At 52.6% G+C, this 13,324-nt stretch carries 13 protein-coding genes; 2 read left to right on the top strand and 11 right to left on the bottom strand.

Going from position 1 to position 13,324, the window contains the following annotated elements; translation table 11 throughout:
• Positions 1-13: 13 nt before the first annotated feature.
• From BUC26_RS05025 to BUC26_RS05070, 10 genes are all read right to left on the bottom strand, one after another.
• A complete protein-coding gene (locus tag BUC26_RS05025; RefSeq protein WP_073373867.1) occupies positions 14-1,300 on the bottom strand; it encodes a DPP IV N-terminal domain-containing protein in 1,287 nt (428 codons plus the stop codon).
• Between the two features lie 20 nt (positions 1,301-1,320).
• The gene (locus BUC26_RS05030) at positions 1,321-2,208 is read right to left on the bottom strand and encodes an energy transducer TonB (RefSeq protein ID WP_143165913.1); all 888 of its coding nucleotides are present in this window, start codon (positions 2,206-2,208) and stop codon (positions 1,321-1,323) included.
• Positions 2,192-2,581: a protein TolR gene (tolR, locus tag BUC26_RS05035; RefSeq protein ID WP_244155791.1), complete on the bottom strand. Its 390-nt coding sequence runs from the start codon at positions 2,579-2,581 to the stop codon at positions 2,192-2,194. Before tolR ends, BUC26_RS05030 begins: the two co-directional genes overlap by 17 nt.
• Positions 2,582-2,629: 48 nt before the next feature.
• Positions 2,630-3,328, bottom strand: coding sequence for a protein TolQ (tolQ, locus tag BUC26_RS05040; protein ID WP_084540461.1), 699 nt, complete (start codon positions 3,326-3,328; stop codon positions 2,630-2,632).
• A gap of 173 nt (positions 3,329-3,501) precedes the next feature.
• A complete protein-coding gene (fabZ, locus tag BUC26_RS05045) occupies positions 3,502-3,936 on the bottom strand; it encodes a 3-hydroxyacyl-ACP dehydratase FabZ (RefSeq protein ID WP_073373872.1) in 435 nt (144 codons plus the stop codon).
• Between the two features lies 1 nt (position 3,937).
• Entirely contained in the window at positions 3,938-4,687 is a 750-nt protein-coding gene (locus tag BUC26_RS05050) for an SDR family oxidoreductase (protein WP_244155792.1), read from the bottom strand.
• On the bottom strand, positions 4,684-6,099 hold the full coding sequence (locus BUC26_RS05055; RefSeq protein WP_073373876.1) for a phytoene desaturase family protein: 1,416 nt from the start codon (positions 6,097-6,099) through the stop codon (positions 4,684-4,686). Before BUC26_RS05055 ends, BUC26_RS05050 begins: the two co-directional genes overlap by 4 nt.
• On the bottom strand, positions 6,099-7,511 hold the full coding sequence (locus BUC26_RS05060; protein ID WP_073373877.1) for a phytoene desaturase family protein: 1,413 nt from the start codon (positions 7,509-7,511) through the stop codon (positions 6,099-6,101). The genes BUC26_RS05055 and BUC26_RS05060 overlap by 1 nt, the downstream gene beginning before the upstream one ends.
• 3 nt (positions 7,512-7,514) lie before the next feature.
• Positions 7,515-7,766 carry an acyl carrier protein gene (locus tag BUC26_RS05065; RefSeq protein ID WP_073373879.1) on the bottom strand — a complete coding sequence of 84 codons (252 nt, stop codon included), beginning with the start codon at positions 7,764-7,766 and terminating at the stop codon, positions 7,515-7,517.
• Positions 7,767-7,912: 146 nt separating this feature from the next.
• Entirely contained in the window at positions 7,913-9,160 is a 1,248-nt protein-coding gene (locus BUC26_RS05070; protein ID WP_073373881.1) for a beta-ketoacyl-[acyl-carrier-protein] synthase family protein, read from the bottom strand.
• Positions 9,161-9,524: 364 nt separating this feature from the next.
• Between BUC26_RS05070 and BUC26_RS05075 the strand changes: the two genes are divergently transcribed.
• The gene (locus tag BUC26_RS05075; protein WP_073373883.1) at positions 9,525-10,745 is read left to right on the top strand and encodes an NADP-dependent isocitrate dehydrogenase; all 1,221 of its coding nucleotides are present in this window, start codon (positions 9,525-9,527) and stop codon (positions 10,743-10,745) included.
• A gap of 530 nt (positions 10,746-11,275) precedes the next feature.
• Here BUC26_RS05075 and BUC26_RS05080 read toward each other — a convergent pair.
• The gene (locus BUC26_RS05080) at positions 11,276-11,548 is read right to left on the bottom strand and encodes a PqqD family protein (protein ID WP_073373885.1); all 273 of its coding nucleotides are present in this window, start codon (positions 11,546-11,548) and stop codon (positions 11,276-11,278) included.
• Positions 11,549-12,345: 797 nt separating this feature from the next.
• Between BUC26_RS05080 and BUC26_RS05085 the strand changes: the two genes are divergently transcribed.
• On the top strand, positions 12,346-13,257 hold the full coding sequence (locus BUC26_RS05085; RefSeq protein WP_073373887.1) for a proline dehydrogenase family protein: 912 nt from the start codon (positions 12,346-12,348) through the stop codon (positions 13,255-13,257).
• Positions 13,258-13,324: the final 67 nt, after the last annotated feature.

Here is a 13,324-nt window from a genome sequence, read left to right on the forward strand (position 1 = left end):
TAAAGCAAAAAGGTTAGTAGGTCTTTATCTGCCAACGCGGATACGACTGACTGCCGGGAAGCGAGAAAAGCAGGCGTTGATATGAACCGTTTTTCATTATTCCATAGATCTTATGGCCGGCGCCATCTCTTTTTGCAAAGATGATCTGGTTACCGTCCGGTGACCAAGACGGTGACTCATGATGGGTCTGATCGGTGGTAATCTGTGTCTCCGATCTGTCCTTGAAGGGGTTGACGGTGCATATCTGGTAAATTCCGCCGCGCAGGCTGGAATAGGTCACCAGGTCTTCGGTGGGCGACCACGACGGTTCCGCATTTTCCGACCCTTCGTAGGTTATCCGCTGGGTGTTGCCGGTAGCCAGTTCCATCAGGTACAGTTGCGGTTTCTTGCTCCGGTCGGAAACGAAGACGATATGGCGGCCATCCGGGGAGAAGACCGGAGAGACATTGATCCCGGCGTTGCGGGTGATTTGCTTGAGGATCTCGCCGCTACGATTGATCAGATACAGGTCCGGGTTACCGTTGTGCGAGAGTGTCACGATCATCGAGTTGCCATCCGGCGCCCAAGCCGGGGCCAGATTCATGCCGGGCCGACGTGACAGGGCCCTTGTTGTTTTATCCTGCCGCAGATCGGTGATGTAAAGATTCTGGTTGCCGCTGTGATAGGACGTATAGGCCAGGAAAACGCCGTCCGGTGAAAACCGGGGTGAGACGATCAGGCTCTGGTGTCTGGTTACCTGCCGCAACGAGCGCCCGAGAATGTCGGTGATGAATACCTCCTTTTCCCGTTTGTTCGGCGGTTGTGAGACAAATGCGATCTGCGTGCCGGCAATCCCGGATTTACCGGTCAATTCGTTAATTACCGCATCGGTGAACTTGAAGAGCATCACATCGGTTTGTGTCGATGGACCGTTGTATGACTTGCCGAGCAACATGTCGCCGGTTGCCGCGTCGAACAATCTGATCTCAAGGGAGATCTGGTCTCCGGCGATGGTATATCTGCCGACGGTCGCATAATCGACGCCGAGACGTTTCCAGTCGTCAGCGGTGGAACCTTGTTGGGCGGCGGATGAAGCAATGTCTATGATTCCGTGAAATTCAAGCGCCTTGGCCAAGGTTACGGCCAGATTTCGGCCATAGGCCTGTTGGCTTGTAGCCAGACCGCTGTTTTGGAACCAGGGGACGGCAAAAAGAATTTTCCGGGCATCGGGTGATGTGATATCGAGATAGACCCGCTGGGCATCAGCGGTAATCGGTACCAACAGAAACAGACAGAGCAGGGGCATCAGTAATCGTTTCATGGAAGCTCATCACTCACGGTTTAATTAATACTGCCGGGCGAAAATCGTAGACCGATTTCGAAACTGTTTTTTCTCAGAGCCGGGGGAATAGCCGGCAGCGGGTTGGCATCCTGAACGGCTTTGCTGACGAATTGATCGAATACCGGATCATTTGATCGTTTTTCGAAAAAATGGTTCGTAATCGTCCCATTTTGAGAGATCGTTATGACGACGACGGCCTGGGTCGACGGATCCCATCGCTTGAATTCAGGCAGGGCCCAGAATTGCGTAATGCGATTGACGATGGCCGTATAATACTGCCGCTCCAGGATCGTCAATGTGCTTGCTGACCCGGACCGAGCAGTAGACGAAGCAGAGCGTTGCGCCTGGTTGCGAATCTCGGTCAGTTGCTGTTCAAGCAGTTTTTGTGCCCTGGCAGCTTCTTCAGCAGCTATCCGGGCCTGTTCCGCTGCCTGTTGTTCGGCACGCAGTGCTTCGGCCAATCGTTGTCGGCGCAGACGTTCCGCCTCGCGTTGGCGGTTTTGCTCCTGATTTTCCTCTGGTACCACGGTTTTCTTGATTTTCTTTTTCAGCGGCTTGAGCGAAACAGGGTCAACCGGTTTTGGTGCCGGTGCAACGGTTTCAGGAGCGATGGAAACCGCTTCCGGCTCGGGTTTAACCGGTTCGGCAGGGGGCGGTTCGGCAGCTGCTTGCGGCTGCGGTGTCGGCTGATCGGCCAGAGAAATCAAATCGACGCTGTAGATATCTTCAAAGCGCGGTGTTGACTTGAACATCCCCGGCAGAAAAATAATACTGAAAGCGATCAGCAGGTGAAAACCGATCGCCAGATTGAGCGGCAGCAACCATTGGTTTCTACCGTCGTATGTAACGCTGTACTGCTTGGTCACGATGCTATGGCTTTTCTTCAACGGAAGGTTGGGTCACCATACCGAGTTTGTCGAATCCGGCCTTTTTGATATCAGCCATCACCGAAACCACGATACCATAAGGAACCGCCTTATCTGCTTTGAGGTAGATCGGTTTGTCCGTGTCTGTACTCCCAACTTTGGCAAGCTCCTGCAACAAGACTTTCTGGCTGATCCCCTCCAAATTACCAAGGCCGATCACCCCGTCCTTGTCGATGGTCACGACAATCGGGTCATCGTCTTGCCGAAGAGATTTGGCCGTTGTTTCGGGGAGATCAACATCAAGTCCCTGGGTCATCATCGGAGCGGTGATCATGAAAATGATCAGCAGCACCAGCATCACATCGACGAGTGGCGTGACATTGATGTCCGCCATCAGTTGTTTTCGCCCGTTTCCAGTTGACATTCCCATGGTTACAACCTCTCAGACACGGCTGAGTAAATCACGTTCGACCAGATTGAGGAAATCGGTGGAAAAATTCTGCATTGTGTCATGCACTCCGATGAGCTTGTTGGCAAAATAATTGTAGAAAATTACTGCTGGAATAGCCGCCGCAAGGCCGGCAGCGGTGACCACGAGTGCTTCTGAAATACCAGGTGCAACGACTGCCAGCGAGGCCGACCCCCGTTGTCCGATGTCATGAAACGAAATCATGATTCCCCAGACGGTGCCGAACAATCCGATGAACGGGGTAGCGCTGCCTGTGGTCGCGAGGAACGGAAGCAGACTCCCGAGCTTGCTGACCTGTTCGTTCTCAGCCTTGCGAAGCGCCCGCTTGAGATTATCCATGGTTGCCAATTGCATTTCCAGAGTTTCTCTGCCGGCTTCGTCGCCACGATTTCTGATGCTATTGATCTTTTTCAACTCGTTGAACCCTGCCTTGAAAACAGCAGCTTCCGGGCTATAGGCATACTCCTCGGCAGCCGTGCTCGCTTCGCTCAGCGTTTTCGACGACCAGAAAGCCTCGAGGAAATCTTCGGAATCGAGCCGGGCGTTTCGGAATAGCCGGCTTTTCATGAAAATGATAGACCATGAACCCACGGAGAAGAAAAGCAGCAGCGCCATGACCGTCTGACCGATCGGTCCGGCATGAATGATCATTTGGGTGAGTGACAGTTGCACGATATGCGTTCCTTTAAGTAATCGGGGGCTCGGGGCACATCTCCGGCCGGGGTAGGTAAAAAGCTTTTGTCTAGCGTGGACAAACCGCACAGAGTATGACCTTTTTTGAGCAAAAGGTCAACAGCTCGTTTATCAAAAAACAGATGTTATGGCAGGTAGTTATCTAGAAAAAACTACGGAGCTACCAGCGCGCAGGTGAATTCGGTTTTGGCCGCCACTTTTCCGTTCACTCTGGCCGTCCCTTTGAAAAAACAGACGGAGGCAACCGTCTCGACAAGATCTACGGTCATCTGGACGGTTTCACCCGGCATTACCTGTCGTTTGAATTTTGCCATGGTAATCTTGGTAAGTACCGGGATTTTTGTGCTCTGGTAATCCCCGGCTTTTTCCAGAACCGAGGCCACCAGGAGTGCTCCGGTCTGGAAAATGGCCTCGCAGAGCAATACACCCGGCAGCAGGGGGTGTCCCGGATAGTGTCCGGTAAAGACATCGAGGTTTTCCGGAATCTTCTTCTCCGCCGTTATCGAATTCATTGTCTTTGTAATAATCTTGTCCACCCAGAGAAACGGCGGGCGGTGGGGGATCAACGAAGAAATAGTGGTGTCCATCTTATATACCTCCGTTAATATCGATCACCGCTCCTGTTATATAGGACGCCCGTGCGGATGCCAGGAAAATTACCGCGTCGGCAATCTCCTCGGCGGTACCGAACCGTCTCATGGGGACCATCTTTCGGTAAGCGGCGCGCTGTTCGTCGGAGAGATCGCCGATAAAGTCGGTGTCGACAAAGCCGGGCGAAACGCAATTGACGGTGATTTTCTTGCGTGCCACTTCTTTCGCCAAGGTTCGCGTCAGACCGATCTGTCCGGCCTTGGCGGCGGCATAATTGCCCTGACCGCTGAAACCAAGATAGGAGGCTGGCGAGGTGACACTGATGATGCGACCATACTTTTGCTTGAGCATCAGTGGCACCGCATATTTGCACATATTGAAGGTTCCGGTCAGATTGACGTCGATCACGCGTTGCCAGGTGTCGATATCCATCAGCGCCAGCAACTGATCACGCCGGATGCCGGCATTGTTCACGAGAATATCGAGTGTATCGTGCGCCGCCTCGAACGTGGCATAAAATTCACCGACGGCTTCATGGTCGGCGACATTGCAACGGACCAACTGCAGCCGATCTCCAGCGTTCTGACACTGATCGGCCAACTCGGCCGCCGCCGATTGATCGCTGCCGTAAAGGCCGTAAACGGTAGCGCCACGGTCGAGCAGGGCACGGGTAATAGCCCGGCCGATACCGCGGGTGGCGCCGGTTACGATCGCCTTTTGCTGCAGGAATTCTTGCATGGAGTTCATACCTTTTCGATGCTGCGCAAATAACTGTCTACATCATTAGCCACGATAACACCATAATTTATGGCGCCCAGCCAACCGGACATGATAATTCCGACCGAGCCGACATGAAAGAGGCCGCCGATCTGTTTGAAGATTGAGCGGGAGACATCGAGTCCTTCGAATTTGGTACCGAAAGAGGTTCCTCTCGTGTGCAGGGTGTAGCGGTTGAAGGTCCTCGGCGTTGCCGCTTCCTGCCAGTCGATCTTGGCGCGTATCTCCGGTACGTAGCGCTCAAGATCGTCCAACGTCCTGTCGATCAACGCGACTTTCGCCAGACGATAGTGCTCCTCATCGAGTTTCGACCAGTCTTCATAACGGCTGTTCATCGAGGCGACGATGGTATATCGATCGTGGCCGGGTCTGGTCTTTGGATAATAGACGGAAAAGGTCTTCGACCGGGTATTGACGTCGAGCAATTCGGCTGAGTCGAAAACTGGTGAGCGGGAAGAAAAGATCAAATCGCCGATCATCTCGATCGAGGTGTCAGGACGAATGCCGAGGTAGACCTGGCAACTCGAGTTATTCACCCGGATCCGATCGGCCTGTTCAAGAAATTCGTCGGTAAAGCAATCGGTGCCGACCAGATTGTAGATGGTGTTGGTAATACCGCTGTTGGACACGACAGCAGGTGCACCAATAGTACGCCCGTTGACGTTGACTCCGGTCGTCCTACCGTTTTTGGTCTCGATTCGATCGACCCTGGCGCCGGTGCAGATCGTGACCCCATTTTTTTCAAGTTCCCGCGTCATCAACGCTATCAGTTGATCGGTTCCCCCCTGGAAGGTGAAGACACCGCGGTTCATAAAATTGGAAAAAACGATACCGTAGGTAATGGCCGGGTCTTCAAGCGTCGACCCGTTGGCATAGGTGATCGGTTCCATCAGCAGTCGATGGACATCGCTACGGCCGGGGAAGAACTCTTCGAACAACTCGCGGGTGGTCATCGTCCGGTCGTCATAAAAATTCATCGTATCGACACGCCGGAAAAAGGCTTCGATACGTTTCGGGTCGATGCCAAAACGGTTGGTCAAGAGCGCGGCGAAATCCTGCTTGTCAAAGGTCGTCTTCAAAGAAAACTGTGGATTATCGAAAACGATATCGCGTAACTGGACGATCGAGTTCATTATTTCCCGGTTCCAGTACTTCTTGCAGGTCTTCACCATCCCGTAGGGAAAGCCGTGCAGAGAAACGTCGAAAATGTGTCCTTTGCGTTTGAACCAGGTAGCCAGACCGCCGAGGCGATGGTGATGTTCAAGCAACAGGACACGATGGCCGCACCGGGCCAATCTATTGGCTGTGGTCAGGCCTCCGAGACCGGAACCGATAACAACGGCGTCGTATCGATCTTTACAGTATTTAAAATGGGTCGGCATCAATCCTCACGAGTCGGAGAAGGCTGGTGGTTTATGAGCAGATGGTTGTTGACCATCGAGACGCCGCTCAACAGGGCGCCGATAATTCCGAGGTATCCCTGATCCGTTCCCGCCAGAATCAGGTTTTCGTAACCGATCAGACCATCTTTGACCTTGGCCGGACTGCCGTAAATAGCCCCTTCTCGTTTGCCGGTATAGCGCTCGATGGTCAGAGGGGAAAAAGAGTCGTGAAAAAGAATCAAGTCGGCGAAGGGGCCGATGAGCGATTCCGCCAGCTGCCGCGATTGTTTGACGGAGGATTCCTTCAGCCGGCGATAGCGCTCAGGCTCCGTGGTCGCTTCGCGCCAGAGGTCGTAATTGGCCAGGTGGGTTGTTCTGATTTCCAGCGTGTCTCTATCGCCGTGGAGCCCATTGAAGTTGAACGGCAGGGAAATGACGCCGCTGCGAAAATCGACAGCATCGGTCGGGCGCTGGTAGATAAACGGATGGTGCGCACTGAAAAAAAGACAGGCCGTATCGTCGGGCACCCGCTGCCGGACACCAGCTTGAACCACGAAGATCGATTCGCTAAAGGCCAGGCGCTGTCCTCGTTGCGGCCGATGATCAGTCTCTCCGAGCAAACGGAGCGTCTCGTCAAGACCGATGGTGCTCACCACCTGCTCGCAAGTGATGATCTCGTCATTGTCCAACTCCAGCGCAGCGACCGCATTGTTTCTGGTAACGATGCGCTTGACTCCGGTCTTTAGCCGAAGCGTGCCGCCGAATGCCGTAAATCGGTCGGTCAGCAATTCCAGGAACTCCCTGATGGTGGCTCGGGGACGAAACAATCCTTCTTGGAAGATTGCCCGAAACAGGATCACGTATTGGTGAAAATCAACATCGTTTTCGATGCTTGACCCGTAATAGCACATTGGGCAAAGCAGCATATCGACCAGCAACGGATCGGTGATATAAGTGGAGACGACCTGGCGTGCCGAAATAAAGGGTGTTGCGAGAAATGGATTGATGGTGTCGAGATGGGCGACAAAACGATTGAAACCGTCGACCTGGGCACCGAAACAGCGCTCTATTTCTTCTTGCAATAATCCGAAATCATTGCTGAATCTGAGCGTACACTGGGGAAAACGGACAGCTGATCCGAGTTGCTGGTGGATCCCGACTTCCTCCCGTCTGATTTTCAATTGACGGAGCAGGCGATTCAACGGAGTGTGTCGTTGCGATCGTTCGCTATAGTTGGTTATAGCGTGCAGCCCGGTTTCGATCAGCCGGCTGTTGCGATAATAGTATGAATTGAGACCGCCGACGCGGGAGTGCTGTTCAAGAAGAAGGACGTTTTCGTTGAATCTGGCTAATCTGACGGCAGCGGCAAGACCGGACAGCCCGCCGCCGATAACCACAAAACGGGCATGCACGGATCAAACGTCTTTCAACATCGGTTCGAGATAGGTGGCACAACTGTTGAGAGTGGCGAGTTGCGGATAGTCTTCTTCCGGAATTTGGATCTTGTATCGTTTTCTCAACTCCATGACGATATCGAGGAAATCCATTGAGTCGAGATCGAGTTGATCGCGCAACGGCTTTTCCGGATCCAGATTGTCAAAATCTGCCTCATCGTCAATATCTGCTATTATTTCAACGATCAAATCTGTTATATCAGCACGTGTCATGAAAGATCTCCAACGCCCCTACGGGGTTTGCTCATCGTGAGAGAGGCAATAATTTGTCGCTATTGCTTGGCAATTTCGCAAAACTCTTCTTATAACATATTTTCTTCGACTATTTAATACTTTTTTTCCTCAACCGCGCTCTTCTCTCAGCTGCTGCCGCGGTAAGCCTGAACGATAACCGCCGAGTTAATGCCGAGCATGCCGAAGGAGTTATTGAGTATCGTTGACAGCGTGCTTCCCTGGGCCGGTTCTCCGACGACCAGGTTCTCCAGCAGGCACTCCGGATCGGGATCGTCCAGGTTGATGGTCGGATGAACAAGCTGATCATCGAAAGAAGGGAGGTTGGCTGCAAGTTCCAGCACGCCGGCGGCTCCCATCGCATGGCCAATAATGCTTTTAGTGTTGTTGATAAAGGGGCTGCCGGTTCCCTGAAAAACAGAGCGAATCGCCCGGCACTCTTCGGCATCACCCTGTTTGGTTCCGGTGGCGTGGGTGCTGACGATATCGATCTGATCGGGGCGTAGACCGGCTTTCGCCAGTGCCAGTTCCATGCACTCGGCCTGACGTTGATCAAACGGCAATACGAAATCCTTGGCATCGGAATTCATCCCGTAGCCGACTATTTCCCCATAAATGCGGGCGCCACGCTGCAGCGCGCGGTCCAGCCGCTCGAGTACATAGATGCAGGCTCCCTCGGAGACGACAATACCGTTTCGCTTTTGGTCAAAGGGGCGGCATGCCTGCTCTGGGGCGGCGGCCTCAGCCAGCGCTCCCTGGGCCTTGAAACTGGCGAAGATACCAAACGAGCCGGTTGATTCGGAAACACCTCCAGCCAGCGCCATGTCGACCTCTCCCAGGCGCAACATCTGCACCCCCTGGATCAACGAAGCATTGCCTGCCGCACAGGCTGCTCCAATCGAATAATGGGGCCCGGTAATACCAAGACTCACGGTAATTTCGCCGGCCGGATTGTTGAGAACGGTACGTGGGTTGTGATGGTGTGACCAGTAGGCAACGTCGTAATCGTATTGTTTCAGGTGGTAGATCTCATTTTCCGTCTCCACGTTACCGTGTTCGGTCAAACCGATATAGACACCCGTTCGTGCCTTGTCATAGACACTCTGTTCGAGACCCGCATCAAGCAGGGCCTCATGGGCACAATAGACGCCGAGGCAACCCGCCCGGGTTCCTTTCTTATTTTCTTTCTTCTTTCGGTATTTGGTTTCCGGGATCGAGCAAAGGCCGGCAGGAGCTGTACCGAAATAGCGCAGGTCGATTTCCTGAATACCACTTCTCCCGTCTAGCACCTGTTTGCGAAACTCGTGCAGATTCGAAGCTCCTGGGGCGGCCAGGCCGACACCGGTAATGACGATGCGTTGATGATGTGCAAGCATTGGCAACACTATCTGGTAATGATTATGAATTGTCATCGCCGGTAGGCCGGCAACCGATTTCTCTAGGCCGTGCCGCCGGCAAACGTGACAGAGCCCGGCGAGCCAGGTGGCAACCGAAGGTCCGCGCTCTGAGAGAATATCGACGGGGCACGGGCGTCGGCAGCCTGGTATTGTCTAGATTACTTTGGCCAGAAATTCAAGGACAACCTGTCCGTCTGCCGGAAATTTCGTGCCGGATACCACATCCCCTTCGAATAAAGAGGGGCGCCGTTTTATCGCTGTAGAAGATGATCCGAGCTTTGCAGCACCACGATCAATTGGTATTATCCCGGTCGAACCTCACCACCACTCAAGGGAGATTGGCATGAAAAAAATCACGGTAAAACAGCCCGTCGTCGAACTCGACGGTGATGAGATGACGAGGATTATCTGGTCGTTTATTAAAGAGCGGCTGATCCTGCCGTATCTTGACATCGACTTGAAATATTATGACCTGTCGATTCAAAACCGCGACCGCACCGACGACCAGGTTACCGTTGATGCTGCCGAGGCCATCAAGTACTATCGGGTCGGCGTCAAATGTGCCACCATCACGCCGGATGAGGGCCGAGTCAAGGAGTTCGGTCTGAAACGGATGTGGCGATCACCAAACGGGACAATCAGAAATATCATCGGCGGCACGGTCTTCCGACAGCCAATCATCTGTGCCAACATCCCGCGTCTCGTTCCCGGCTGGAAAAAACCGATCGTCATCGGCAGGCACGCCTTCGGTGATCAATATCGGGCCACCGATTTTCTCGTTCCCGGTCCCGGCACCTTGACCATGACCTTCGAACCGGAGGATGGCGGCGAGCCAATCCGGCACGAAATTTTTACGTTCCCGGGGAGCGGTTGTGCCCTCGGCATGTACAATCTGGACGAATCGATTCGCGGTTTTGCCCGCTCGTGCTTCAACTATGGTCTGTCACTGAAATGGCCGGTTTATCTGTCAACCAAAAATACCATTCTCAAACAGTATGACGGCAGATTCAAGGATCTGTTCCAAGACGTATTCGACGCCGAATTTGCCGCGTTATTCAAAGAGGCGGGATTAACCTACGAACACCGCCTGATCGACGACATGGTCGCCTGTGCGATGAAATGGGAGGGAGGGTTCGTCTGGGCCTGTAAAAATTACGACGGTGATGTGCAGTCCGACACGATAGCGCAGGGGTTCGGTTCACTCGGCTTGATGACCTCGGTCCTGATGACCGAAGACGGCGGAACCATCGAGGCGGAAGCGGCCCATGGCACGGTCACCAGGCACTACCGTGAGTACCAGAAAGGAAACAAGACCTCGACGAATCCGATCGCCTCCATTTTCGCCTGGACCAGAGGACTTGATTATCGCGGTATCTTCGATGGTACGCCAAAGGTCAGCTCCTTTGCCAAAACACTCGAGAGGGTCTGCGTGGAAACGGTCGAATCGGGAGCGATGACAAAGGATTTGGCCCTGCTGGTCGGCAGCGATCAGGAATTTCTCGACACCGAAGCATTTCTCGAACTGCTGGCGACCAACCTGCAGCACGCATTGGTCAATCGATAGGGAGTCGATAATCGGGCCACCTTTGGAAAAAAGAAGGCAAAATTCCGATTTTCACTTCTTTTTTCCAGGGCGGGACCCGTGGTCTGGTCTTACCGTCGTTTTACCAGTGGATCAGCCACCGTGAACCTGAATGGCATAACCGGTAAAATCAATGGGCACGGTTGGGTTCGACTTTGAGTAGCATCTCCCTTTAATATCGCCGGTAGCAGTTATCGTCCTGACCACACCGCCTTTTTGTCCGGAAGAATTGTCATAGACGGTGATTGCTCCCGTTGAGTCGCTATTGGCGACAGATGCCGCAGTTATCACAGCTCCGGTACGTCATTTCGAAGATCAGACTGAAATTGCCGGAGCCGGCACTGGCTGCCCTCCGGGATGCGGTCTCGTCGGTGCCGACATCGCGCGCGCATAATCCCAGAATGCCGGATATTATCATGCCAGTGGTGTAACTGCTGTGAAAAACAGAAGCCCCGTGGCCGGAAGCAGCACTCTCAATTGAGATGTTATACCGATTGACACCGCAAGAATCTCTACGTCATCGTTGCGATCTGCTTTTCTACAAGTGTTGAGAGCAGTTCTCTGACTCCCCACCTGATTTCTTGAGCGCTTTCCGGATAACATTCGGTCAGCACGGCGATAATTTCTGCAACTGTTCGTGTGCCATCGCATAATTGCCAGATAATGGCACCTGTATCATTGAGGTAAACAGATGTGGCCAGGATCGGATGATAAACAATATGCTCTCCGTCACCCGGTTCTAACCTGTAATCATTTACAATATTAACCGTTTTGTTTTCGTCCATTGATATGCTCGTCTTCGTTGCCGTTGAGATCGTCTCGGCCGGAGCGCATAGATGTCTTGAGGCAGCCGTGAATAGAAAAAAAATCGGGTTCAACCGGCAAGCACGAGGATACGTTTTTGCAGCCTTATCGGCGAATCATCGAAGGCACGACAGTCTCGTTCAATGCGGGCTCGGTCACTCATGATATTTTCAACATAGCCGAATCATTTAACAAAATGGAGATCATTTGGCAATAGCAAGAATGCCTGGCAACGCTCTTTGTGCTGGTCGTAAGGCTCATGAACTCGCACGCTTGAATGGTCGCTCATCCGGGAGCGCACTTTTGAAGAGGGGCGGTGCGCCAGCTCGGAGCGTTTCTTTTGCTAAAAGGATCCTTGAAAAATTGTCATTTCGCCCAATCTCATTGTTTCGAAATCACATTATATACATTTAATATCTTATATATACCTGGGTGGAATGTTCTTATGCGCCTCGATCTTGAAGGGAATGCCTATTTTTTAAAGCTCCTTGAAATATCGTCAGAAACGCAAATGGTTAAACCATTGACGGAAAATCCTTGACAGGGCTCGGGAAAGTAGCGTACAAAACAAGTGTCTATAGCGTTTTCGTGTTGGTGCAAGAAAGTCGTCTGTCGTACCATCGTCGCGGGTGACAGATAGTTTGTAATCGCTTGCCGAAGGGACAGAGCATGACGCCCGCAATCGGTATGACCCGGTCCTCCGGCCATTGGTCCCCAAAGGATCATCCCCGGCCGCTGGAATGTGCGTTGACAAACCAGAACAGAAGGAGCTGAGAACGTGCTGAACAAGTTGATATCAAATATCCTGCCGTATATGCCCCAGGCGCTCGTCTGGCAATTTTCCAAAGAATATATCGCCGGCGAGACGATCGAAGATGCGGTAAGGGCCGCGAAAGATCTCAACAACGAAGGTATCAAGACAACCATTGATGTTCTCGGTGAATTCATCAAAAACCTCGGCGAGGCCGAGGCCAACAAGCGTGAATACCTCGAAGTCATCGAAGTTACCGAGAAGGCCGGTGTCCAGGGAAATTACAGTCTCAAACCGACTTTTTTCGGTTTGCTGATAGACAAGGAAGCGGCATACCGGCATATCCGAGAAGTCGTTGCCAAGGCTGCTTCACACGGTAATTTTGTTCGCATCGACATGGAGGATTCTCCCTGCACCGATCTGGAGATTGAGCTTTTTAGAAGACTGAAAGCGGAATTCCCTGGCAATGTCGGACTTGTGTTGCAGGCGTACCTGAAAAGGACACACCAGGACATCAAGAACCTGAAAGATCTGCACAGCGCTGAATATCCGCTGAATCTTCGGCTGTGCAAAGGGATTTACGTGGAGCCGGCGGCGATTTCGTACAAAAAATATGACGAAGTCAATCAGCATTTCATTGAAGACATCGAACTGATGATGCAGGAAGGGATGTACCCGGCAATCGCCACCCATGATAAGCCGGTTGTCGATGGCGCACTCAAGCTCATTGAGAAGTACAAGGTCCCTAAGGATCTTTACGAGTTTCAGATGCTTTACGGTGTCACCCCGGCACTGCGTAAATCCCTGGTTGATCAGGGGCACCCGATGCGGGTTTACGTACCCTTCGGCAAACAATGGTTCGGCTACTGCACACGGAGGGTCAAGGAAAATCCCAAAATGGCAAGCGTCATCATGAAAGCCATTTTCGTTAAAGGATAACGGTTAGAAAAAATCAAATCCCCGATCATGTCATGCCATCGGACTCCGGCGAGCATGCACTGCCAGG

The organism is Desulfofustis glycolicus DSM 9705 (assembly GCF_900130015.1).
GTDB classification, from domain to species: Bacteria; Desulfobacterota; Desulfobulbia; order Desulfobulbales; family Desulfocapsaceae; genus Desulfofustis; species Desulfofustis glycolicus.